The sequence below is a fragment of the Streptomyces sp. NPDC027663 genome, from assembly GCF_055566415.1.
In genome coordinates this window covers 26,097-49,246 of sequence record NZ_JBVHSK010000007.1, presented here as the reverse complement: position 1 = coordinate 49,246, position 23,150 = coordinate 26,097, and the positions used below count along the sequence as shown (strand labels likewise).

Genomic DNA, 23,150 nt, shown 5'->3' with positions numbered 1-23,150 from the left:
CGGTTCCGCCCCGCACCCCCCGCGCGAACCCGCCCGGACACCACACTCCCGGGCGCGAAGGCGCCGGGCCCCGCCGCCGGAGGCAGGACGCAACACCCCCCGCGACCGGATACCCTTTGACCAGACACGCGACCCATCCCACAACAGCACACGCGGCCGAGGAGTCACCCGGATGAGCACCACCCAGAGCGAGAGGCTGCGAGAGCTGCTCGAACCGCTCGTCACCTCCCAGGGGCTGGATCTCGAAGAGATCGCCGTGGACTCCGTCGGACGCAAGCGTGTGCTGCGTGTCGTCGTGGACTCCGACACCGGAGCGGACCTGGACGCGATCGCCGATGTGAGCCGTGCGCTCTCGGCGAAGCTCGACGAGACCAACGCGATGGGTGACGCGGCGTACGACCTGGAGGTCGGCACCCCCGGCGCGGAGCGCCTCCTCACCGAGCACCGGCACTTCGTGCGCGCCGTCGACCGGCTCGTGAAGTTCCAGCTGACCGAGGGCGGCGAACTGGTCGCGCGGATCCAGAAGGTCGACGACGAGGGCATCGACGTCGAGGTGCCCGGGGTGAAGGGCCGCAAGGCCACCGCCCGCAGACTCGCCTTCCCGGAGATCGACAAGGCGCGGGTGCAGGTCGAGTTCAACCGCAAGGACAGCAACAAGGACATGAAGGAAGAGGAGGAGGCGTAGCCATGGACATCGACATGAGTGCCCTGCGGGGCTTGGTTCGGGAGAAGGAGATCTCCTTCGACCTGCTGGTCGAGGCGATCGAGTCCGCCCTCCTCATCGCCTACCACCGCACCGAGGGAAGCCGCCGACACGCGCGCGTGGAGCTCAACCGGGAGACCGGGCATGTGACCGTGTGGGCGAAGGAGGACCCCGAGGATCTGGCGGAGGGGCAGGAGCCCCGGGAGTTCGACGACACCCCGTCCGGCTTCGGCCGGATCGCCGCCACCACCGCCAAGCAGGTGATCCTGCAGCGGCTGCGCGACGCGGAGGACGACGCCACGCTCGGCGAGTACGCCGGCCGCGAGGGCGACATCGTCACCGGCGTGGTCCAGCAGGGCCGCGACCCGAAGAACGTGCTCGTCGACATCGGCAAGCTGGAGGCCATCCTGCCGGTGCAGGAGCAGGTGCCCGGCGAGACGTACCCGCACGGCATGCGGCTGCGCAGCTACGTCGTCCGGGTCGCCAAGGGCGTCCGCGGCCCCTCCGTGACCCTCTCCCGCACGCACCCGAACCTGGTGAAGAAGCTCTTCGCCCTGGAGGTGCCGGAGATCGCCGACGGCTCCGTCGAGATCGCCGCGATCGCCCGTGAGGCCGGTCACCGCACCAAGATCGCCGTACGGTCCACCCGTACGGGCCTGAACGCCAAGGGTGCCTGCATCGGCCCGATGGGCGGCCGGGTGCGCAATGTGATGGGCGAGCTGAACGGCGAGAAGATCGACATCGTCGACTGGTCGGACGACCCGGCCGAGATGGTCGCCAACGCGCTGTCACCCGCACGGGTGAGCAAGGTGGAGGTCGTGGACATGGCCGCCCGCTCCGCTCGGGTGACGGTGCCGGACTACCAGTTGTCGCTCGCGATCGGCAAGGAGGGCCAGAACGCCCGCCTCGCGGCCCGGCTCACCGGCTGGCGGATCGACATCCGGCCCGACACCGAGCACGCCGGGGAATAGATCCAGGCCGCAGGGCGCTGGAATCACGACAACAGCCGTTCGATCTTTGCCCCAAAGGGGTGAGGTCGGTACGGGGAGGTAGACTTAGAGGTGTCTGGCCGGACGCACACCCGAGCATGCCCTGAACGCACCTGTGTGGGGTGCCGGGAGCGGGCGGCCAAGAGTGATCTGCTGCGGATCGTGAAGATCGAGGACACATGTGCCCCCGATCCTCGCGGTACGCTGCCCGGCCGGGGTGCTTATGTGCACCCCTCCCTGGTCTGTCTCGACCAGGCGGTACGTCGCCGGGCGTTCCCGCGGGCACTGCGCGCCCCGGGAGCGCTCGACACAAACGCGTTGCGCCGATACGTCGAGCAGACAACAGTTGCCGAGCAGGCAACGCCGTAAGACGAGCCGTACGGAACCCCGTGCGGCCTGGTACCTCGCGAGTCGAAAGCAGGTCGAGATTGCGATGAGCACTCGATGAGTACGCGATGAGTACGCCCATGAACTAGCGACGGTCCGGCTTCAACCCGGACCTCAAAGGAGCGAAGTGGCTAAGGTCCGGGTCTACGAACTCGCCAAGGAGTTCGGTGTCGAGAGCAAGGTCGTCATGGCCAAGCTCCAGGAACTCGGTGAATTCGTCCGTTCGGCGTCTTCGACCATCGAAGCGCCCGTTGTACGCAAGTTGACCGACGCCTTCCAGGGCGGTGGGAGCGGCAAGTCCGCCGCGAAGCCCGCCCCGCGCAAGGCCGCCCCCAGGCCCGCCGCGCCCTCTCCGGCGCAGGCGGCCCGTCCTGCTGCCCCGAAGCCGGCAGCCCCCAAGCCGCCGACGGCACCCGCTGCCCAGCAGCCCGCCGCGCCGTCGGCCCCCTCGGCACCCGCGCAGGCCCCCGGCCCGCGTCCGGTACCGGGTCCCAAGCCCGCGCCGCGCCCGGCCCCGGCCGCCCCGGAGTTCACCGCTCCGCCGGCTGCTCCGGCCGCGCAGACCCCGCAGGCTCCGGCCGCCCAGGGTCCGCGTCCCGGCGCCCGTCCGGGTGCTCCGAAGCCCGGCGCCCGTCCCGGCGGTCCCGGTCAGGGCCAGCAGCGCGACCAGCGTCCCGCTGCCGCCCAGGGCGGTGCCCCGCGTCCCGGCGGTGCCGGTCAGCGTCCGGGTGGCCGTCCGGCCGGCCCGCGTCCGGGCAACAACCCCTTCACCTCCGGTGGCTCCACCGGCATGGCCCGCCCGCAGGCCCCGCGCCCGCAGGGCGGCCCGCGTCCGGGTGGTCCCGGTGCCCCCGGCGGCGGTCCCCGTCCCCAGGCGCCCGGCGCCCAGGGCGGCGGTCCCCGTCCGCAGGCTCCGGGCGGTCCGCGCCCGACCCCGGGCTCGATGCCGCGTCCGCAGGGCGGTCCCCGTCCCGGCGGTGGCCCCGGCGGCCCGCGTCCGAACCCCGGCATGATGCCGCAGCGTCCCGCTGCGGGTCCGCGTCCCGGCGGTGGTCCCGGCGGCCGTGGCCCCGGTGGCGGCGGTCGTCCCGGTGGCGGCGGCGGTCGTCCGGGCGGCGGCGGCTTCGCCGGTCGTCCGGGTGGCGGTGGCGGCGGCTTCGCCGGTCGTCCCGCCGGTCCCGGTGGTGGCGGCGGCGGTGGTTTCGCCGGTCGTCCCGGTGGTCCCGGTGGCGGCGGTGGCCGTCCCGGCTTCGGCGGTCGTCCGGGCGGTCCCGGTGGCCGTGGTGGCACGCAGGGCGCCTTCGGTCGTCCCGGTGGTCCCGCGCGTCGTGGCCGCAAGTCGAAGCGGCAGAGGCGCCAGGAGTACGAGGCCATGCAGGCCCCGTCGGTCGGCGGCGTGATGCTGCCTCGCGGCAACGGCGAGACCATTCGCCTGTCGCGCGGTGCTTCCCTCACCGACTTCGCGGAGAAGATCAACGCCAACCCGGCGTCGCTCGTCGCGGTCATGATGAACCTCGGCGAGATGGTCACGGCCACGCAGTCCGTCTCCGACGAGACGCTGGAGCTCCTCGCCGGCGAGATGAACTACACGGTTCAGATCGTCAGCCCCGAGGAGGAGGACCGCGAGCTGCTCGAGTCCTTCGACATCGAGTTCGGCGAGGACGAGGGCGACGAGGAGGACCTGGTGGTCCGTCCGCCGGTCGTCACCGTCATGGGTCACGTCGACCACGGTAAGACCCGACTGCTCGACGCCATCCGCAAGACGAACGTCATCGCGGGCGAGGCCGGCGGCATCACTCAGCACATCGGTGCCTACCAGGTCTCCACCGAGGTCAACGACGAAGAGCGCAGGATCACCTTCATCGACACCCCGGGTCACGAGGCGTTCACCGCCATGCGTGCCCGTGGTGCGAAGTCGACCGACATCGCGATCCTGGTCGTCGCGGCCAACGACGGCGTCATGCCGCAGACGGTCGAGGCGCTGAACCACGCCAAGGCGGCCGACGTGCCGATCGTGGTCGCGGTCAACAAGATCGACGTCGAGGGTGCCGACCCGACCAAGGTGCGCGGTCAGCTGACCGAGTACGGCCTGGTGGCCGAGGAGTACGGCGGCGACACCATGTTCGTCGACATCTCCGCCAAGCAGGGTCTGCACATCGACTCGCTGCTGGAGGCCGTGGTCCTCACGGCCGACGCCTCGCTCGACCTGCGGGCCAACCCGAACCAGGACGCGCAGGGCATCTCGATCGAGTCCCGTCTCGACCGCGGCCGTGGTGCCGTGGCGACGGTCCTCGTCCAGCGAGGCACGCTGCGGGTCGGCGACACGATGGTGGTGGGCGACGCCTACGGCCGCGTCCGCGCCATGCTCGACGACAACGGCAACAACGTGGCCGAGGCCGGCCCGTCGACGCCGGTCCAGGTCCTGGGCCTGACCAACGTCCCGGGTGCCGGCGACAACTTCCTCGTGGTCGAGGAGGACCGTACGGCCCGCCAGATCGCGGAGAAGCGCGCCGCACGTGAGCGCAACGCCGCGTTCGCCAAGCGCACGCGCCGCGTGTCGCTGGAGGACCTGGACAAGGTGCTCAAGGCCGGCGAGGTCCAGCAGCTGAACCTGATCATCAAGGGTGACGCCTCTGGTTCCGTCGAGGCCCTCGAGTCCTCGCTGCTCCAGCTGGACGTCGGCGAAGAGGTCGACATCCGCGTCCTGCACCGCGGCGTCGGTGCGGTCACGGAGTCCGACATCGACCTGGCCATGGGCTCCGACGCCATCGTCATCGGCTTCAACGTCCGCGCGGCCGGCCGCGCGGCGCAGATGGCCGAGCGCGAGGGTGTGGACGTCCGGTACTACTCGGTCATCTACCAGGCGATCGAGGAGATTGAGGCGGCCCTCAAGGGCATGCTCAAGCCGGAGTACGAGGAGGTCGAGCTCGGTACGGCGGAGATCCGCGAGGTCTTCAAGTCGTCCAAGCTGGGCAACATCGCCGGTGTGCTCATCCGGTCGGGCGAGGTCAAGCGCAACACCAAGGCGCGCCTCATCCGCGACGGCAAGGTGGTCGCGGAGAACCTCAACATCGACGGCCTGCGTCGCTTCAAGGACGACGTCACCGAGATCCGCGAAGGCTTCGAGGGTGGTATCAACCTCGGAAACTTCAACGACATCAAGGTCGACGACGTCATCGCGACGTACGAGATGCGCGAGAAGCCGCGGGTGTAACGGCCGACGGTTTCGTGCTGGCCGACGGAACAGTGGTTCTGTCGGCCAGCACGCCGTTTTCCCGCCCAACCGCCCACCCGACTCGCTCGGCCGGAAAGCCGGCGCCCCGGGGCTCCGTCCCGGACCCCGGCCGGCCGACCCCACATCCCAGCGAAGCCCAGCGAATCGAGACCGGCCCCCTCTCGGCCACCCACCATCCGACTCGGTCGGGCGGGGGAGCGGAACGGGGTCCGGGGCGGAGCCCCGTGGGGGTCGGCTCTTGGCGGAGCGAGACTGGTGGGCGGGCGGGCAGGACGGGGGTCCGGGGGCGCAGCCCCCGGGCGGCACCCCACCCCACGGCACCGAAACCCTGTCGAGCCACCGGCAGGTACGCGGTACCGTTCTTGATGTCCCCGACCACACGGACCCGGGGCCATCGATCCCGTACCGGCGGGTGAACCGGTTACATACATGTACGTGGGGACTCTGTCCTTCGACCTCCTCCTCGGCGACGTCCACTCGCTGAAGGAGAAACGCTCCGTAGTCCGCCCGATCGTCGCCGAACTCCAGCGGAAGTACGCGGTGAGCGCGGCCGAGGTGGACCACATGGACCTCTACCGGCGGGCGATCATCGGCCTCGCGGCGGTCTCCGGCGACTCGGCGCACCTCACCGACGTACTGGACCGGTGCGAACGATTGGTCGCCGCCCGCCCGGAGGTGGAACTGCTGTCCGTACGACGGCGTCTCCACGGCGACGACGACTGACCACAGAACGTTAAGAAGAAGAAAGAACGGGAGACGGACCAGTGGCCGACAACGCGCGGGCGAAAAGGCTGGCGGACCTCATCCGGGAGGTGGTGGCCCAGAAGCTGCAGCGCGGGATCAAGGACCCGCGGCTCGGCTCGCACGTCACCATCACGGACACCCGGGTCACGGGTGATCTGCGGGAGGCGACCGTCTTCTACACGGTCTACGGCGACGAGGAGGAGCGGCAGGCCGCTGCCGCGGGCCTGGAGAGCGCCAAGGGCATCCTGCGCTCCGAGGTGGGCCGCGCGGCCGGGGTGAAGTTCACGCCCACCCTGAGCTTCGTCGCGGACGCCCTGCCGGACACCGCCCGGACCATCGAGGACCTCCTCGACAAGGCCCGGCAGTCCGACCAGAAGGTGCGCGAGGCGGCCACGGGCGCCTCGTACGCCGGCGGCGCGGACCCCTACAAGAAGCCGGACGACGACACCGAGACGGACAGCGACGCCGCGGAATGACCCAGAAGCACACCACGCCCGACGGCCTCGTCATCGTCGACAAGCCGTCGGGCTTCACTTCGCACGACGTGGTCGCCAAGATGCGCGGGATCGCCAGGACCCGCCGCGTCGGCCACGCCGGCACCCTCGACCCGATGGCGACCGGTGTCCTGGTCCTCGGCGTCGAGCGCGCCACCAAGCTCCTCGGGCACCTCGCGCTGACCGAGAAGGAGTACCTGGGCACCGTCCGCCTGGGCCAGAACACGGTCACCGACGACGCCGAGGGCGAGATCACCTCGTCCACCGACGCCTCCAAGGTGACCCGGGACGCCATCGACGCCGGTATCGCCAAGCTGACCGGCGACATCATGCAGGTGCCCTCCAAGGTCAGCGCCATCAAGATCGACGGCGTACGGTCGTACAAGCGGGCCCGCGAGGGCGAGGACTTCGAGATCCCCGCCCGGCCGGTGAGCATCTCCTCCTTCGCGGTGTACGACGTCCGGGACGCGGTCGCCGAGGACGGCACACCCGTCCTCGACCTGGTGGTGTCGGTGGTCTGCTCCTCCGGCACCTACATCCGTGCCCTCGCCCGTGACCTGGGTGCGGACCTGGGCGTGGGCGGCCACCTCACGGCACTGCGCCGCACGCGCGTCGGCCCGTACAAGCTCGACGCGGCGAAGACGCTCGACCAGCTCCAGCAGGAGCTGACCGTGATGCCGATCGCGGAGGCCGCAGGCGCGGCGTTCCGGCGCTGGGAGGTCGACGCCAAGCGGGCCCGGCTGCTGCTGAACGGCGTCCGGCTGGAGATGCCCGAGGAGTACGCGGGCGCCGGTACCGTCGCCGTCTTCGACCCCGAGGGCCGCTTCATCGCGCTCGTCGAGGAGCACCGGGGCAAGGCGAAGAGCCTGGCCGTCTTCGGCTGACCCGCCCCCCGGGAGGTTCTGCCCGTGGAGCGGCGGCCGGCCACGGTTGGCCCTGCCGCCGCTCCACGGTCCCCCTCGGTTCCCCCACCCCTAGGGTTATCCAGCAGCCCGCGCCTATTCACCCGACCGGGCAGGCGCTCGGAGTGAACCGGGGGAGCGGAAGGGGGCGCGTTCACCGCGGCATCTGTCCCGCCGATCACCGCGCGCCTACCGTCGGAGACAGGGCACGGGGACGGGCGGGGAGGTACGGGCATGGTGGGACGGGGCCCGCGCACCGGAGGCGGGCGCCGGGAACACCGGGACGACTCCGGTCACCGTGACCACTCACACCACGCGGGCGGTCGCGGACAGCACGGGCAGCGCCCGTACGGCGGACCGCGGCCGGACGCCGAGCTTCCCGGCACCCCGGGCGGCGATACGGACCGCGCCGAGGCCGCCCTCGTACAGATCCGGGACCTGGCCGGCCGCCCGCGCGGCCTGGGCTTCCTCGCCGACCACGAGGGCACCCTGCTCACCAGTCACGAGACGGTCGACGGCCTGCCCCGGCTGGTGCTGCACGCGGCAGGAGACCGCACCTGCGTCGTCGGCGCCGACGACGTCACCCCGCTGCCCGACCTGGACCTCGCCCTGGTGCGTACCGAGGGCCTGGACGTGGATCCACTGCCGCTGACCGTGCGGGAACGGATCGACGCGGGCAGCTACGTACGCATCGTCGCCGGCTGCTGGCGCGAGGCCCGGGTGCTGGCCGCCACCCAGGCGACGTACACCGCCACCGACCGCTTCCACCTCCTCGACGACGCGCTGGAACTGGCCATCGGCACGGCAGGCCGGGACGCGCTCCGGCTCGGCAGCGGCGCGGCCGGCGGACCGGTGCTCGACGCCGGCACCGGCGCCGTCGTCGGCGTCCTCGGCACCGCACTGCACACCGCCCAGCGCGACGTGGGCTTCGCTGTTCCCTTGCGCCCCGCCGACGGCCCCCTCGCCGCGCTGCTCGCCCGCAACGCGGTCACCGTCCCCGCCTACGGCACCGACCTCAACCTCGCCGGCATCCTCCAGCTGACCGCCACCTCGGTGGGCCAGGACGGTCCGGCGGGCGCCCTCACCGGCCACCCCGATGCCACCGAACCCGTGGAACGGGCCGGTGTCGCCCGCGAGTTGACGGCCTTCTCCGACGGCGACCGGCTCGTGCTCGGACTCGTCGGCGCCCCGGGCACCGGCCGTACGACGGAACTCGCGGCCCTCACCGCCCGCCGTGCCCGGGGCGAACGGCCCGCGCCCACGCTGTGGCTGCGCGGCGCCGACCTGCACGACACCGATGACTCCCTGGCCGACGCCGCGCGCCGTGCCGTGGCGCGGGCCGCCCGGATCGTCGCCGCATCCCGCGGCGTCCGCCCCGAGGACCTCGGCGACCTCACCCCCGAACACCTGGCCCGCCTCGCCGTCCGCTCAGGCCGCCCCCTGCTCCTCCTCCTCGACGGCCCCGAGGAGATGCCCCCGGCCCTCGCCCACCGCCTGCCCGAATGGACCCGGGGCACCGTCGCCTGGCTGCGCGAGACCGGAGCACGCCTGGTGGTGGCCTGCCGCGAGGAACACTGGGAGCGCGCGGGAAGCTGCTTCCCGCCGGAAGCACTGCACCCGCCGACGGGCACGGGATCTCGCCTCCAGGGCGCGGGCGACTCGGCGGAAGCTCCGCAGTGCCGCTCGGGGGAGCGCGCGGGGGCGGCGGCTGCCTCGGCCCGCTTCCCCGGCTCGGCCGACGGGGGCGGCTCCTCGGGCGGCGGCACCGAGCCGGCGCACCGCGTCCCGGAGCACCGCGTCCCGGCCGCCGACTCCCCGTCTGACGACTCCCCGTCTGACGACTCCCCGTCTGGCGACTCCCCGTCTGGCGACTCCCCGTCTGGCGACTCCCCGTCTGGCGACTCCCCGGCCGCCGACTCACCGTCGGGCGACTCCGCGGCCAGCGACGCCCCGGCCAGCGACTCCGCGGCCAGCGACGCCCCGGCCGGCGACGCCCCGGCCGGCCTCCTCACCAGGCCGGCCCCCGCCGGACTCCCTCCCTGCCTTCGGCTCGGTGACTTCGGGGTCGGTGAGGCGCGGCGGGCACAGGTTCGCTACGGCATCCCGGACGGGGCCCTCGTCGAGCGGGACGCGCGGCATCCGCTCACCCTGCGGCTGATGGCCGAGGTCCGCGCGGCCGTGCCCGACGCGCCCGACGCGCCGGCCGCCGGTCCGGTCGGCCGGCACGAGGTCTTCGCCGCCTACCTGGACCTGATGTGCCTGCGCGTCGCGGTCCGCCTGGCCGCCTCCGCCGGCTTGCGCGGCACGGCCGTACGGCGGCTCGCCGCGCGGGTGGCCGGGCAGGTGCACGAGGCCGCCCGGCGCAGCCTCGGGCCCGGACAGGGCGATCTGGACCGGGAGTCGTTCGAGGCGGTGTTCCCCTGGGGCCCGGCCCCGGCCCGGCTCGGCGGCGGTACCGGCTGGGCCTCCGCCGTGCTCACCGAAGGCCTCCTCGTACCGGCCGGCGACGGCTACCGCTTCGCCCACGAGGAGTTCGCCGACTGGATCCAGGGCATGCACCTGGACCTGGACGAGGCGCTGCGCGCCCTGGTGCACCGGACAGGTGCGCCGCCCGAGACCCACCCCGTCCCGGTGCCGCACCACCGCGTCGGCCCCGTCGTACAGGCCCTGCTGCACTTCGCCCGCGAGCACGGACATCAACAACTCTCCGTCCGGCTGAGGGAGTTGGCCGACGCTCTGGAGCGTGACCCGGACTCCTGGTGGGGTGCCCGGCTGCTCGCCGGGACCCTGCTCCAGGTTCCGGACGCGACGCCGTACACCGAGGTGCTGCGCCTGCTCGCCGACCGCATCGTCGCCCGGCACCGCACCGGGCGGCCGGTGCCGGCCGAGTTCGGCCCCGCCTTCTGGACCGCCCTGCCCGTCTCCGACACCGAGCGCCTCGACCTGCTGCGCAGGCTCGTGCTGGCGGACCCGGCACCGCCTGCGGCAGCCGACCGCCACCTGGACGCCGTGGCCGGCCTGCTCGCCGCCGCGCCCGGCGTCGTACAGCCCCTGCTGACGCGCTGGTTCGCCGACGAGCGGCCGCTCCCCGCGACCCCGCACGCCACCGTGGCCACCGCCGCGCAGGCGCTGCTGCACACCCACCGGCACGCCGCTCTGGACGGTCTCACCGAGGTGCTCGTGACCTGCGCGCACCGGCGCGCGGACGAGCTGCTCGCCGTCCTCGCCGAGGAGGAGCCGTCGGCCGTCTGCCGGGCCGTCGACCGCTGGGCGCATGACGAACGCCCCGCCCGCCGGGTGGCGGCCGTGGCGTTCGGGCTGCGCGCGGCCCCGCACGTCCGTTCGGACGCGGACCGCGAGCTGCTGCGCTACGCCGCCCTCGCCCTGCTCGCCCGCCCCGCCGACTGCACCCTGCACGGCGGCGCCCTGGCCCTGCTGGTCCGCGACCCCCACACCAGGGACCGGCACCTGACCGCGGCACTGCGCCACTTCACCGACGGCGACCCCCAGTTCCCGCCGAGCGCTCTCGTCCCGGCCCTCGCCACACACCCGGAGCTGGTCCTGGAGGCCTTCCGCACCCGCCTGCGCGCCCCGGACACCGGCGGCCCGGACACCGGAGCAGCCCTGCGCAGCCTCGCCGACGTCACCACTCCGCCCCTGGCCCGCCGGGTCGCCGCCCTGGTCCAGGAGGCGGTACGGCTGCGCCCGGAGACCGCCGGGCACGTCGCCGGCTACGTCGACCGCCGCCTGGACCAGGGCCCCACCGCCCGCTCGGTCCTGCTGCCCCTCGTCACCGGCCTGCTCGACGGCGGCCCCGAACAGGTCCGGGCGGCCCTCGCCACCGTCCTCGCCGCCGCCGGCACCCCCGCCTCCCGCCCGCTCCGCCGCGAGCTGCTGGAGTTCCTGCTGGCGCGGGAAGAAGACCCGGCCGTCCTGGACGCCGTCCTGTACGCGGCGGCGGGGGACGGGGGCGGCGGGGAGGAGGAGGCCCGGGGCCTCGTCCACCGCACCGGCATGCTCCTGGTCCGCACGCCCGAGGGAGCCACCCACTTCGACCGCGGCCTGGTCGACCTCGGCCGGCACGTGCCCGGCTTCGCCGCACGCATGGCCCGCTGGCTGACCGACACCCCGGACGACTGGGCCGTGGTGGTGGGCCCCAGCACGCGCCGCATGATCGAGAACCTGGCGGGTGTACGGGTACCGGCTTGAGCGGACGCGGGGCTACGAGCACCGGTTCGGGCGGGGTGCGGGGTGCGACGGAGGCCGGTGCGGGCGGGGGGCGTACGCGTGCCGGCTCGTAGCGGTTTGGGCGGGGCGCGGCGGACCCGACCGGGCTGAGCTGCGCCGGGAAACGTGCGCCCCGTCACAGCCCCCATGCCGATGGTGGCGCGGAGCACCCGGCATGGCACCCTTAGACCTGCACAACGAGGTATAGGCAGACACGGACAAGGGTTCGAGGAGCGGTCACAGTGCAGCGCTGGCGTGGCTTGGAGGACATCCCCCAGGACTGGGGGCGCAGCGTCGTCACCATCGGTTCCTACGACGGCGTCCACCGCGGCCACCAGCTGATCATCAAGCACGCCGTCGACCGCGCCCACGAACTCGGCGTCCCCGCCGTGGTCGTCACCTTCGACCCGCACCCCAGCGAGGTCGTCCGCCCCGGCAGCCACCCGCCGCTGCTGGCCCCGCACCACCGCCGCGCCGAACTGATGGCCGAGCTGGGCGTGGACGCGGTCCTCATCCTCCCTTTCACCACCGAGTTCTCGAAGCTGTCCCCGGCCGACTTCGTGGTGAAGGTCCTGGTGGACAAGCTGCACGCCAAGGCGGTCGTGGAAGGCCCCAACTTCCGCTTCGGCCACAAGGCGGCCGGCGACGTCGAGTTCCTCACCGAGCAGGGCAAGGTCTACGACTTCGAGGTCGAGGTCGTCGACCTCTACGTCACCGGTGAGGCGGGCGGCGGCGAGCCGTTCTCGTCCACGCTGACCCGCCGCCTGGTCGCCGAGGGCGACGTCGCGGGCGCGCGCGAGATCCTGGGCCGTCCGCACCGCGTGGAGGGCGTCGTCGTCCGCGGTGCCCAGCGCGGCCGTGAGCTGGGCTTCCCGACCGCCAACGTCGAGACGCTCCCGCACACCGCCATCCCCGCCGACGGCGTGTACGCCGGCTATCTGCACGCCCAGGGCGAGGCCATGCCCGCCGCGATCTCCGTCGGTACGAACCCGCAGTTCGACGGCACCGAGCGCACGGTGGAGGCGTACGCCATCGACCGCGTCGGCCTCGACCTGTACGGCCTGCACGTCGCCGTCGACTTCCTCGCGTACGTGCGCGGCCAGGCGAAGTTCGAGTCGCTGGAGGCCCTGCTGGAGCAGATGGCCGCGGATGTGAAGCGGTGCAGGGCGATCGTGGCGGCGGACGACTGACGCTGGTCGGCTTCTGGAGCGAAGCGAAAGGGCGGCCGGTGCGATGAGCACCGGCCGCCCTTTCGCTTTCTGGTGGGCCTTACTGCTGAGGCGGAGCCTGTGGCGGCTGCTGCCCGTGCGGCGGCTGGGGCTGGGGGGCCTGGGGTTGCGGCTGGGGCTGGCCGGGCTGCTGCGGGTAACCAGACGGCGCGGGGTACGGCTGCTGCGCCTGTTGCGGTGGGTACGGCTGCTGGTCCGGCGCGTACGGCTGGCCCGGAGCCTGCGGCTGGCCCGGAGCCTGCGGGTAGGGCTGCTGGCCGGGGCTCTGTGGGTACGGCTGCTGAGCGGGATCCTGCGGGTACGGCTGCTGCCCAGGGACCTGCGGGTACGGCTGCTGACCAGGGGCCGGCTGCTGGTACGGCTGCTGCCCAGGGCCCTGCTGCTGGTAGGGCTGGTCGGCGCCGTACAGCTGACTCGGCAGCGGCTGGCCCGGCATGGGCGGCGCGGCCACCGGCGGCGGGTTGCCGTCACTCGTCCACAGCCCGTGCGCCTGCTGGTGCCGGACGAAGTCCTCGGCGACCAGCGCGGCGAGGTTGAAGTACGCCTCGCGCGTCTTCGGCCGCATCATGTCGAGATCGACCTCGGCACCGGCGGCCAGATGCTCGTCGAAGGGCACGACCACGACCCCGCGGGTCCGCGTCTGGAAGTGCGACACGATGTCATCGACCTTGATCATCTTGCCGGTCTCGCGGACCCCGGAGATCACGGTGAGGGACCGCGAGACCAGGTCCGCGTAGCCGTGCGCGGACAGCCAGTCCAGCGTGGTACTGGCGCTGCTCGCCCCGTCCACGGACGGTGTGGAGATGATGATGAGCTGGTCGGCGAGGTCGAGCACCCCGCGCATGGCGCTGTACAGCAGACCCGTGCCCGAGTCGGTGAGGATGACCGGGTACTGCCGGCCGAGGACGTCGATCGCGCGTCGGTAGTCCTCGTCGTTGAACGTGGTCGAGACGGCCGGGTCCACGTCGTTGGCGATGATCTCCAGGCCGGAGGGCGACTGGGACGTGAACCGGCGGATGTCCATGTACGAGTTCAGGTACGGGATCGCCTGGACGAGGTCACGGATGGTGGCCCCGGTCTCCCGGCGCACCCGGCGGCCGAGCGTACCGGCGTCAGGGTTGGCGTCGATGGCGAGGATCTTGTCCTGCCGCTCGGTGGCAAGGGTCGAGCCGAGCGCGGTCGTCGTGGTCGTCTTGCCGACGCCGCCCTTGAGACTGATGACCGCTATCCGGTAGCAGGACAGCACCGGCGTACGGATCAGCTCCAGCTTCCGCTGCCGCTCGGCCTCCTCCTTCTTGCCACCGATCTTGAACCGCCCGCCGGCTGCCGCGGGCCGGCCGCTCTTCGCCTTCTGCCTCTTGTTGTTCAGCAGCCGGTCCGAGGACAGCTCCACGGCAGCGGTGTAACCGAGCGGCGCGGCACCGGGGTTGGTCGGCTGCCGCTGGTCGTGCTGCACAGGCTGCGGCCAAGCGGCACCGGAACGCGGGTCGATCGGAGCGTTCGGGCCGTTCGGCCCGTCGGAGACGGATGCCGAGTCCAGGTTCTGCGGGCTCTGCGGGTTCTGCAAGTTCTGCGGATTCTGCGGGAACCCGTAACCACCGGGCTGCACCTGGGGGTTGGGAGCCCCTTGCTGAGGGAAGCCGTAGCCGCCGGGCTGAGCCTGAGGATTGGGCGCACCCTGCTGGGGGAAGCCGTAACCGCTCGGCGGAGTGGGGGCGTTGGGGTTCGGCTGAGGGGCCGGGCTCTGCGGGAAGCCGTACCCGCCGGGCTGGGCCGGGGGAGTGGGCGCGCCGGGCTGCGGGAAACCGTAGCCGCTGGGCGGCGTGGGCGCATTCGGCGCCGACTGCGGCCCGGTGGCGGGCTGGCCGTCGAGGTTCGGCCGGCCAGTCGGGTTCACCTGGCCAGTGGGACGGGCCTCGCCAGAGGGATTGGCCTGGCCGGTCAGGTTCGGCTGGTTCGGCTGGTTCGGCTGGTTCCACGCGGCGGGTGCGGGCTGCGGGGCCTGCGGCTGGAACGGCGGCTGCTGTCCTGGCATGCCGGCGGGACCTTGTGCGGCCGGCGGCTGTGGCTGCGGCTGCTGACCGGGCATGGGGCCGGGCTGCAGGCCGGCCTGCTGCGGGTCGGCCTGCGCGGGCCAGTGGGCCGCGGGTGCCGGGGCGGCGGGCTGGTACGAGGGCGGCAGCGGAGGCAGCCCGTTCTGCGGCGCGGGCGGCGGGGTCCAGCCGGGCTGGGCGCCGTGCGGTGCCGGGGGAGTGGTGGGTGCAGCGGGGTGCGGGGCACCGGCGGCGGGCTCGGGCGCGGTGGCCTGCTGGGCGCCGGGTCCCGGAGTGCCGGGGTGGGCCGCGGCGGCGTGCGGAGTGCCCGGGTCGGCCGCGCCGGGCGGCGGGAAGCCGTAACCGCTGGGCTGCCCGACAACAGGCTGCCCTGTGCCGGGCTGATGCGCGTTGACCTGCGAGGCGGCCTGCGGGGCGGCCTGCGGGGCCTCCGCGTCCGTCTGAGGCACAGCGGTCTGCCGGGCGGCGTTGCCCGAGGCGCCGCTGCCCAGAGCGCTGCCCTCCGGCACCCCCGTCTGAGACGCCCCCTGCTGCGGCGCGCCCGCCTGGGCCGCCTGGGCCACCGGGTCCGCCTGAGGCGCTGGGGCCGTTGGGGCTGCCGCGTCCGCCGCCACGGCACCCGCTGCCGCGTTGTCCGCCGCTACGGCATCCGACGGTTCTGTTGCAGCGGGCCGACCGGAGCCGGCGGTCTCACCGGGCTCGGCAGACTCCTCCGGCGCGACGGTCCGCACGGCGTCTGCCGCACCCCTCTCGGCGGCAGCCGTCTCCGCGCCGCCCTCCTCGCCACGAGCCTTCTCGCCATCAGCGTTCTCGCCATCAGCGTTCTCGGCGTCGGCGTCGGCGTCGATGCCGGCTTGCGCCGCGGCGGGGTGCCCTGCGTCGGCCGACTCCCCGGAGGCGGTCTCCGCCGCCCCCGGCGCGGCCGGGCCCTCGGCGTCGTCCGCCGGAGCACTCTCCTCTGGCTCCTGGTCCCCGTCGGCCGCGGCGGCCTCCGGGACGGCGGCCTCGGTCACCGCACCCTCCGACGCGACACCCTCGCTGCCAGAGGCTTCCGGGCCCTTGGACGCGTCCTCGGGGTCACCGGCGGAGCCCTCCGTAGCGGAACCGGCCCCCGAAGCATCGGAGCCGTCCTCCGGGGCCGAAGCAGCGGAGCCACCTCCCGAACCTGCACCGGCCGCCGGAGCCGAGGCCTCCGCGGAACCCTCGTCCCCGGTCTCACCCTGCGTCCCGGCGGCTGCCGCGCGCTCGGCGATCTCGGCCATCTGGCGCTTCAGAGCGACGGCGGAGAACCGCATGGTCGCCCCGCTTTCCAGGTCGCCGTTGCTTGTCTCGGGCTGGACCGCGGCGGAAGCGGCAGGCGTCTCCGGGTGGGCAGGCTGCGACTGCTGGGCGGCCTGCTGCGGCTCGAACCCCTCGGGCAGCCTCGGCATAGGCACGGGGTCACCGACCGGCGGCGCAGGCTGCGCGGCCGGAGCGTAGGGCGCCCCCTCGGCCGGTGCGGCGGCGGCGAACGGTGCGCCCTCAGCCGCTGCAGGCGAAGAGTACGAAGCCCCCTGAGGCGGAGTGAACCCGCCGCCCTGGGCCGGAACGCCCTGGGCCGGAGTGAAGGCACCCTCTTGGGCCGGAACGCCCTGAGGCGGAGTGAACGCACCCTCCTGGGCCGGAGCGTACGGAGCGCCCTGCGGCGGGGGGTACGAAGTCCCCTGCGGCGGGGTGTACGAAGGGCCTTGCGGCGGAGTGAACGGAGTGCCCTGCGGCGGAGTGCCCGCCGGCTGGGCGGCCGGCGGTGGCGGTGTCGGTCCCGGAACCGGTGAACCCGTCGGGAACGACGGCACCCCGGAGCCGGCCGGAGCGGCCGAGTCGCCCGCGGCACCGGAGCCGCCGGTGCCGGCGAAACCGCCGGCACCACCCGGTCCCGGCGTCGCACCGGACGCGTTCTGCGTGTACCAGGCGGGGGGAGCGTAGTCGATGGTGAACTCGCCGGTGGTCTCGATGGCCTCCGCGTCGGGCTGGTCATCGCCGGGTGTGTCCCAGCCCCCGCGCATCCCGTCCCGATCGCTGCTCACAGTTCCTCCTGGTGTGGTCGAGCACCCTCATGCCGTGCCGGGGCGACCATGTCGTGTCGTACCGAGTCGTCCGTAGTCGTTCGGGGCAGTCCGGTCCAGCGGCCCTCCCCCGGGACACCGACGCCCGGCCCACGGGTCCTGCCATCGCGCCCGCTCCCAGCCTAATCACCACGAGCCACGCCTCGGCAGGCCCGCCCACCTCTCCGCACACGCACACCGGGTCACGGCACGCGCGGAGACACCCGGTGCACCCCGCCGAGCCGCTACGACACCCTGAACAAAAGGGACGGGTAAGGGCAGTTCAGTCCATTCGCCGGGGCGTGCCCAACAATCCGATCTCGGCGTCGGTGGGTTGCGTCAGCACGTACTGCCGGTCACGGTCGCTGCACCACAGGGTGACGCCGTCGGGGAGCGCCGGCAACGACTCCACCTCGGTGCGCGACAGGCCCATCGTGCGCCCCAGTTCGGCCGCCTCGTCCGGCGACACCCGCTGGATACCCGCGAGCCGCGCCTGTCGCAGCAACCGGGGCGCGACCGGGCTCAGATACGGCAACAGCGTCAGCACCGACTGCCAGGGCCCGGAGACCACGCGCCCGCGCGGGGGCCGCATACCGCAGTCCCGCACCACCAGAACGGGCGTACCCGCCGAAGCACCCTGCGGCGGCACCCGCCCGACGTCGTACACCGACAGTCCGTTCTGCCCACCGCCCATGGCATGCACCATCTGCATCCAGGCCTGCGGCCGCCCGGTCTCCACGGCGACCCGGGCACCGGTGGCGGCCGAGCGCAGCGCCAGGACCTGTGCGGTCCACAGGCCGCCGATCAGGACGACGTCGTACGGCGTGGGCCGGTTGATGCCCAGGACGGCCGGCTGTCCCTCGGCGTCGACGCCGGCCACGACCCCGTCGTCGCCGATGGGCAGGGCGAGCGCGTCCAACTGCTGCACGGACAGTCCGTGCCGGCCGTGCCGGGGCCCGATCAGACCGAGTCCGTGCCGCAGCCGTTCGCCCACGCGCTGCAGCGGGGTCGGCTCCTGAGCCCCCTGCGTGGGCGCGCCCGGCGCCGGGGCAGTCGTCGGAAACGTCGTCAACGCACACCTCCGAGAGGCAGAGTGGCCAGCATGCCGGGCAGTTGCTCTCGGTCGAGGCGAGCCAGGCCGGCCCCCGCCTCGCGAGCCGCGCCCTCCAACGCTCGCCGTGCGGCCACGAGTTCGTCGTCGCTGCGCCCCGTCACCCGCAGGTGTCCGCAGAGCGACACCTCCTGCCGGTCCGCGCGCGTGAGGGTGAGACTGAAGGTGGTCGCCAGCGCCGGTACGGCAGTGACGCGCGCGATGAACTGCGGAAGTGACTCGCCCCGCTCGCCCCCTAGTTGGGGCCAGCGCCGGACCCAGTACGTCGTGTGCCGCCGGTTGTCACAGCGCCAGCTGCGTCCGGACTCCTCCGTGCGCCGTTCGCGCGTCTCGCTGCGTCCGGCCTCTGCGGTGACCAGCGGGTTGGCGCAGGCGGAGGTCGCGAGGGCGGCGACCAGTTCCTCCTCGTCCAGCACCCGCGCCCGGAACCCGGCGCCGGTCAGCCGGCTCGCCAGATGGTCCGCGGCCCGCACGACGCACCTCTGGGCTCCTACCAGCCCGCCGCCACGCGCGGCCACGGCCTCCGCACACAGCTCGGGGTCGAGCTTCAGCGCGATCCAGGTGATGCGCACGGCCGGGGCGCCGGTCTGTTCCTGCAGCGGGAGGTAGTTGGCGACGGCCACGGACTGCTGGGGCAGATGCAGCGCAGGCGCCGGCTGGGTGTGCAGCACGATCTGCGCCGACTCCAGGAAGATGCCGTCCACTTCGAGTGCGTCCCGCACCAGGCGCAGCGGCAGTGGCTGCCGGTTCCGTTCGGCCCGCAGCGCGGTCGCGTCGGCCTCCACCTGGAGCACGGCTGTGACGAACGTCCCGTCACCGACGATGCCGACCGGCCGCCGGTCCCGCGCGCCGTACGAGTAGGTGCGCAGGGCCGGCTCGCACTCCACCGCCGGAACCAGCCCCGGCTCCGTGCCCGTTGGTATGGGGGTGTTCGCGGCCTGCTTCTGCCGCGCGCGCAGCTCCCGGGCCGTGGCGAGCCACTCCGGCAGGGACCGGCCGCGCCGCCGTACGAAAGCCAGCAGGAGCAGCACCAGTGCGACCACCGCGGCCGGCACCAGGGCCGCCATGCCGACGGTCCAGCCGGCGAGCAGCACCGCCGCCGCCAGCTCCACCAGCACGAGCCGTTGCAAACGGAACGAGCCGGCCTGGCCCGGCCGCTGCCTGAGACCGAGCGTGATCTGCTGCCGCTCGGCACCGCGCTGGGCGGACGCCCCGGGCGGCGGCGTCCCGGACCCGGCCGCGCGACCTCGTGCCGTCGACCGGCCGCGCGTCCGCGTCCGCGTCCCGGAAGCCATCACTCCATCCCCCCGATTTGCTCACAACTCGCTGGAACCAGGCCACTGAACAAGGCCCTTGAGGGCCCAGGTACCCTACCCGCTCCACGAGACTCGCTCCGTACCAGGCATAGTAGGGGCCGGGTCCGACAACGGAGGGCGGGGGAGCAAGGTCCCCGGGCGCACTCCGCGTGAGACACGGGGAGAAACGGGCACAGATGGCATCTCGGCGGGATCAACTCAACGCCTACACCTTCGCGAAGCGCCGTATGCTCGCTTCGTTCGTGCAGTCGTCACCGGATGCCTCCGACGAGGGGGCGCCCCGGCCGCTGCGCGCCATCGTGCCCGGAGCGATCGTGGGTGTGATCGTGCTGGCGGCCTTCGGTGCCTGGGGCATGTTCAAGCCGACGGCACCGCAGGGCTGGGACCAGCCGGGACAGAAGGTGATCATCGCCAGCAAGTCCACCACCCGGTACGTCGTGCTGGAGACGAAGCACAAGACCCAGCTCCACCCGGTCCTCAACATGGCCTCGGCCAAGCTCGTCCTCGACGCCCAGAGCGATGTCGACGTCGTCACCGTCGACGAGTCGATCCTCGACAACGGCAAGATCCCGCACGGCGTCACCATCGGCATCCCCTACGCCCCCGACCGGCTCCCGTCCGGCAAGGAGGCCGGCGCGGCCAAGCAGTGGGCCGTCTGCGAACGCCCCAGCGGCAACGGCACCTCCATCCAGAAGGCCGCCTTCGTCCTGGCCCAGCGGGACCAGGACAAGCTCCACGGCACCAAGGAGAAGCTGCACGGCGGTGAACTCCTCTACGTCACCACCCCGGACAAGAAGCAGTACGTGGTCGACGCACACGGCACCGCATACCCGGTGGACGCCTCCGACAGCCTGCTGCTGCAGACCCTCGTCGGCGCCGATCGCACCCCCCAGCGGGTGAACAAGGAGTGGATCGCCACCCTTCACGAGGGCGACCCGGTCAGCTTCCCGCCGATCACCGGCGCCCCGGGTGCCGCGGCCGACGCCCCCGGCCAGCTGGACGAGCAGGCCAACCGCGTCGGCATGGTGCTCAGGGCCCCCGTCAACGGCCAGGAGCAGTACTTCGTCGTCCTGCCCGGCCGGGTCGCCCCCGTATCCGACTTCGTCGCGCAGCTTCTCCTGGTCAGCAAGGACCTCGTGAAACTCGGCCAGGCAGGGCACCCCCAGGAGGTCAGCGCGGGAGCCATCACCCGCGGTGAGCCGTTCGCCGCCGAGCACAAGTGGCCCACCGAGAAGCCCAGCGCGGTCAACGACCCCTCCGGCGCCGACGGCAGCCGCAACACCATCTGCAACGTCCTGAACCACGTCGACTCCGACGGCGACACGACACTGACCACGTGGGCCGGCACCGACTTCCCGGCGTCCCTGCCCACCGGCTCCTCCAGCGCCTACGTCACCGCCGGCTCCGGCCAGCTCTACCGCCAGTACCAGGGCCACGAGACCACGGTCGGAGGCGTGTTCCTGGTCACCGACACCGGTCTGCGCTACGCCCTCCAGTCCAACGACGACAGCGCCACCGACGACAAGGGCATCGGCGTCTCGGCCAAGAAGCTCAAGCAGCTTCAGCAGGAGGCCAAGCTGGCACAGACCCGCCTCGGCTACGCCGATGTCAAGCCGGCCCCCGTCCCGGTGCCCTGGTCGAAATTCCTCCCCACCGGCCCCCGCCTGTCGACCGCGGCGGCCCGCCAGCCGCAGGGTTCCTGAGGGGTACGACGATGACGCGGATGCTCGTGATGCGTACGACCCTGGCGACGACCCTCACGGTGGCCGCCACCCTGCTGACGGCACCGGCGGCCACGGCGGACTCGGCCTCCGACCAGTGCACGTTCTCCAAGACGAACCACAAGTACACAGGCACGCCCTGGTCGCTGCAGCGCGTCAACCTCGACGAGCTGTGGAGCCAGTCGAAGGGCAAGAACGTCAGGGTCGCCGTCATCGACACGGGAGTCGACACGGCCAACCCGCAGCTCACCCATGCGGTCGAGGCGTCCCTGGGCGCCAATTTCCTTCCGCGGAAGGACAAGTCCGGGCAGCCCGTCGACCGCGGCAACAGCAAGGGCACGACCGACACGGTCGGCCACGGCACGCGCGTGGCGGGCATCATCGCGGCCCGCCCCATGAAGGGCACGGGCTTCGTGGGTCTTGCCCCCGAGGCCACCATCATTCCGATCAAGCAGAACGACGCGGAGGGAAACGGCACCGCTCTCACCCTCGCCCAGGCGATCCGGCACGCGATCAAGCAGAAGGCCGATGTCATCAACATCTCCCAGGACACCGCCAACGCCATCGCCCCCGACGAGGTCCTGCACCGGTCGGTCGACGAGGCACTGGCGGCCGGCATCGTGGTGGTCGCCTCCGCGGGCAACGACGGCGTGGGAGGCAACGTGAAGAAGACGTACCCGGCTTCCTACCAGGGCGTCCTTGCCGTGGCCGCCTCCGACCGCAACAACGAACGGGCGGCCTTCTCGCAGTCGGGCGACTTCGTGGGCGTGGCGGCCCCCGGCGTCGACATGATCTCCACGGTCCCGAAGGGCGGCCACTGCCCGGACAACGGCACCAGCTTCTCCGCCCCCTATGTGGCCGGCGTCGCAGCGCTGATCAAGGCCAAGCACCGCAACTGGACACCCCGCGAGATCGCGGCCCAGATCGAGCAGACCGCCGAACGCTCCATCGCGGGACACGACCGCCTGGTCGGCTGGGGCGTCGTGGACCCGGTTCGCGCCCTCACCGAGGACGACCACCCGATCGAGTCCCCCCGTCCCGACGCGGGCCTCACCCACGCGGAAGCCCCCACCCCCGCGAAACTGACCCTCGGTGAGACCCCCCAGGAACGCACGGCCCGCATCTCGACGTACGTCGCGATCGGCGTGGCCGTACTGGTGGCGGGCCTCGGCGGGGGAGCGGTGGCGTTGCGGGACGCGCGCCGGAGGCGCCGGACGTCGGGAAGCCGACCATGAGGTCCGGGACGGTGCCGCTGTGCGCCCTGCCCGGCACGACGCTCAAGAAGCACGGACGCGGTCTGCGGCTCAGCTTGCGGACGCCTCGATCCGTGCCGACGGCGTCCTGTTCGCCTGCGCTTCTTCCGCGCGCCGCGCGAAAACACCGGCGAACTGCCACTGCACCCGCTCAGCAGGGCCAGGGAGGCCGAGACCGCCACGGCCGCCCTACGAGCATTCATCGGACCCTCCCACCGCATCGGTGAACGCGGCCGACAACTTCTTCATGGCGGCGGTGTCGCCGAGGTCGGTGTCGCGGATCTGCAGGGAGGTGTACAGCACATGCCCGGTGTGGTCAGGGTTCTCGCAACCTTTGACCAACTTGACTGCCCCACTGCCGGTGTAGAAGAAGTCGTTCCCGGTCGACTGCGGGGACTCGTCAGTCCGCGGGTTGGCGAAAACGATCATTGTCACGTCCGCGTCGTCCTCCCACCACTGGAGATCCGCCGACAACGCCCATTTGCCGTCGACATCCACCCGGCAGAGCGTTCGGGAGGGCACCGGGCGCGTTTCCAGGACCCTGACCTTCTTGCCCGCCGGCAGCAAGGGAGAAAGAACGTCAGGGTTCATGGGCACGCCACACAGTGCCTTGGGTACGTCGTACTCCTTCTTCGGTGCCGGTCCCGAGCATCCCGAGATCAAACCGAGCAGCGAAATGGCCACTGCGGCTGTCGTGGCTC

Annotated in this window: 15 protein-coding genes and 1 pseudogene; 11 read left to right on the top strand and 5 right to left on the bottom strand. The window is 72.8% G+C overall.

All coding sequences use genetic code 11. The annotated features are described in order from the left end of the window. Positions 1–172 precede the first annotated feature (172 nt). The 9 genes from rimP to ACZ4SF_RS20150 all read left to right on the top strand — a co-directional run bounded on the left by rimP (position 173) and on the right by ACZ4SF_RS20150 (position 12,871). The gene (rimP, locus tag ACZ4SF_RS20190; RefSeq protein ID WP_468386107.1) at positions 173–685 is read left to right on the top strand and encodes a ribosome maturation factor RimP; all 513 of its coding nucleotides are present in this window, start codon (positions 173–175) and stop codon (positions 683–685) included. A gap of 2 nt (positions 686–687) precedes the next feature. Next, positions 688–1,674, top strand: coding sequence for a transcription termination factor NusA (nusA, locus tag ACZ4SF_RS20185; RefSeq protein WP_468386104.1), 987 nt, complete (start codon positions 688–690; stop codon positions 1,672–1,674). A gap of 90 nt (positions 1,675–1,764) precedes the next feature. Next, a complete protein-coding gene (locus ACZ4SF_RS20180) occupies positions 1,765–2,061 on the top strand; it encodes a YlxR family protein (RefSeq protein WP_468386101.1) in 297 nt (98 codons plus the stop codon). Between the two features lie 145 nt (positions 2,062–2,206). Continuing rightward, positions 2,207–5,293, top strand: coding sequence for a translation initiation factor IF-2 (gene infB, locus ACZ4SF_RS20175; protein WP_468386098.1), 3,087 nt, complete (start codon positions 2,207–2,209; stop codon positions 5,291–5,293). Between the two features lie 450 nt (positions 5,294–5,743). Next, positions 5,744–6,037, top strand: a complete 294-nt coding sequence (locus ACZ4SF_RS20170) for a DUF503 domain-containing protein (RefSeq protein WP_468386096.1) — start codon at positions 5,744–5,746, stop codon at positions 6,035–6,037. Positions 6,038–6,078: 41 nt separating this feature from the next. After that, positions 6,079–6,534 (top strand): 30S ribosome-binding factor RbfA, encoded by a 456-nt coding sequence (gene rbfA / locus ACZ4SF_RS20165; protein WP_468386093.1) that lies wholly within the window; start codon positions 6,079–6,081, stop codon positions 6,532–6,534. Then, the gene (gene truB / locus ACZ4SF_RS20160) at positions 6,531–7,436 is read left to right on the top strand and encodes a tRNA pseudouridine(55) synthase TruB (RefSeq protein ID WP_468386090.1); all 906 of its coding nucleotides are present in this window, start codon (positions 6,531–6,533) and stop codon (positions 7,434–7,436) included. The genes rbfA and truB overlap by 4 nt, the downstream gene beginning before the upstream one ends. A 252-nt stretch (positions 7,437–7,688) precedes the next feature. Next, positions 7,689–11,663, top strand: a complete 3,975-nt coding sequence (locus tag ACZ4SF_RS20155; protein WP_468386088.1) for a trypsin-like peptidase domain-containing protein — start codon at positions 7,689–7,691, stop codon at positions 11,661–11,663. Positions 11,664–11,923: 260 nt separating this feature from the next. Then, the gene (locus ACZ4SF_RS20150) at positions 11,924–12,871 is read left to right on the top strand and encodes a bifunctional riboflavin kinase/FAD synthetase (protein WP_468386085.1); all 948 of its coding nucleotides are present in this window, start codon (positions 11,924–11,926) and stop codon (positions 12,869–12,871) included. A 79-nt stretch (positions 12,872–12,950) separates the two neighbouring features. Here the strand turns inward: ACZ4SF_RS20150 and ACZ4SF_RS20145 are convergent, their stop codons facing one another. The 4 genes and pseudogenes from ACZ4SF_RS20145 to eccE form a co-directional block, all read right to left on the bottom strand. Continuing rightward, positions 12,951–16,394, bottom strand: a complete 3,444-nt coding sequence (locus ACZ4SF_RS20145) for a nucleotide-binding protein (protein WP_468386794.1) — start codon at positions 16,392–16,394, stop codon at positions 12,951–12,953. Between the two features lie 558 nt (positions 16,395–16,952). Beyond that, positions 16,953–17,009: pseudogene (locus ACZ4SF_RS20140) on the bottom strand (hypothetical protein); the annotation flags it as partial. 322 nt (positions 17,010–17,331) lie between these two features. Continuing rightward, on the bottom strand, positions 17,332–18,120 hold the full coding sequence (locus ACZ4SF_RS20135; RefSeq protein ID WP_468386082.1) for a hypothetical protein: 789 nt from the start codon (positions 18,118–18,120) through the stop codon (positions 17,332–17,334). Next, entirely contained in the window at positions 18,117–19,454 is a 1,338-nt protein-coding gene (gene eccE, locus ACZ4SF_RS20130; RefSeq protein WP_468386079.1) for a type VII secretion protein EccE, read from the bottom strand. Before eccE ends, ACZ4SF_RS20135 begins: the two co-directional genes overlap by 4 nt. A gap of 197 nt (positions 19,455–19,651) precedes the next feature. Here eccE and eccB point away from each other — a divergent pair, with 197 nt between their 5' ends. After that, a complete protein-coding gene (eccB, locus tag ACZ4SF_RS20125; protein ID WP_468386076.1) occupies positions 19,652–21,178 on the top strand; it encodes a type VII secretion protein EccB in 1,527 nt (508 codons plus the stop codon). Positions 21,179–21,189: 11 nt separating this feature from the next. Continuing rightward, positions 21,190–22,431 carry a type VII secretion-associated serine protease mycosin gene (gene mycP, locus ACZ4SF_RS20120; protein ID WP_468386073.1) on the top strand — a complete coding sequence of 414 codons (1,242 nt, stop codon included), beginning with the start codon at positions 21,190–21,192 and terminating at the stop codon, positions 22,429–22,431. Positions 22,432–22,638: 207 nt separating this feature from the next. Here the strand turns inward: mycP and ACZ4SF_RS20115 are convergent, their stop codons facing one another. Then, a complete protein-coding gene (locus tag ACZ4SF_RS20115; RefSeq protein WP_468386070.1) occupies positions 22,639–23,133 on the bottom strand; it encodes a hypothetical protein in 495 nt (164 codons plus the stop codon). Positions 23,134–23,150 lie beyond the last annotated feature (17 nt).

What these genes read in the sequence shown, in the direction of transcription:
- ACZ4SF_RS20145 (WP_468386794.1), bottom strand. Translation starts at nt 16,394, where the DNA reads ATGCCGAGGCTGCCCGAGGGGTTCGAGCCGCAGCAGGCCGCCCAGCAG.
- ACZ4SF_RS20170 (WP_468386096.1), top strand. Translation starts at nt 5,744, where the DNA reads ATGTACGTGGGGACTCTGTCCTTCGACCTCCTCCTCGGCGACGTCCAC.
- rimP (WP_468386107.1), top strand. Translation starts at nt 173, where the DNA reads ATGAGCACCACCCAGAGCGAGAGGCTGCGAGAGCTGCTCGAACCGCTC.
- eccB (WP_468386076.1), top strand. Translation starts at nt 19,652, where the DNA reads ATGGCATCTCGGCGGGATCAACTCAACGCCTACACCTTCGCGAAGCGC.
- nusA (WP_468386104.1), top strand. Translation starts at nt 688, where the DNA reads ATGGACATCGACATGAGTGCCCTGCGGGGCTTGGTTCGGGAGAAGGAG.
- mycP (WP_468386073.1), top strand. Translation starts at nt 21,190, where the DNA reads ATGACGCGGATGCTCGTGATGCGTACGACCCTGGCGACGACCCTCACG.
- ACZ4SF_RS20155 (WP_468386088.1), top strand. Translation starts at nt 7,689, where the DNA reads ATGGTGGGACGGGGCCCGCGCACCGGAGGCGGGCGCCGGGAACACCGG.
- eccE (WP_468386079.1), bottom strand. Translation starts at nt 19,454, where the DNA reads ATGGCTTCCGGGACGCGGACGCGGACGCGCGGCCGGTCGACGGCACGA.
- truB (WP_468386090.1), top strand. Translation starts at nt 6,531, where the DNA reads ATGACCCAGAAGCACACCACGCCCGACGGCCTCGTCATCGTCGACAAG.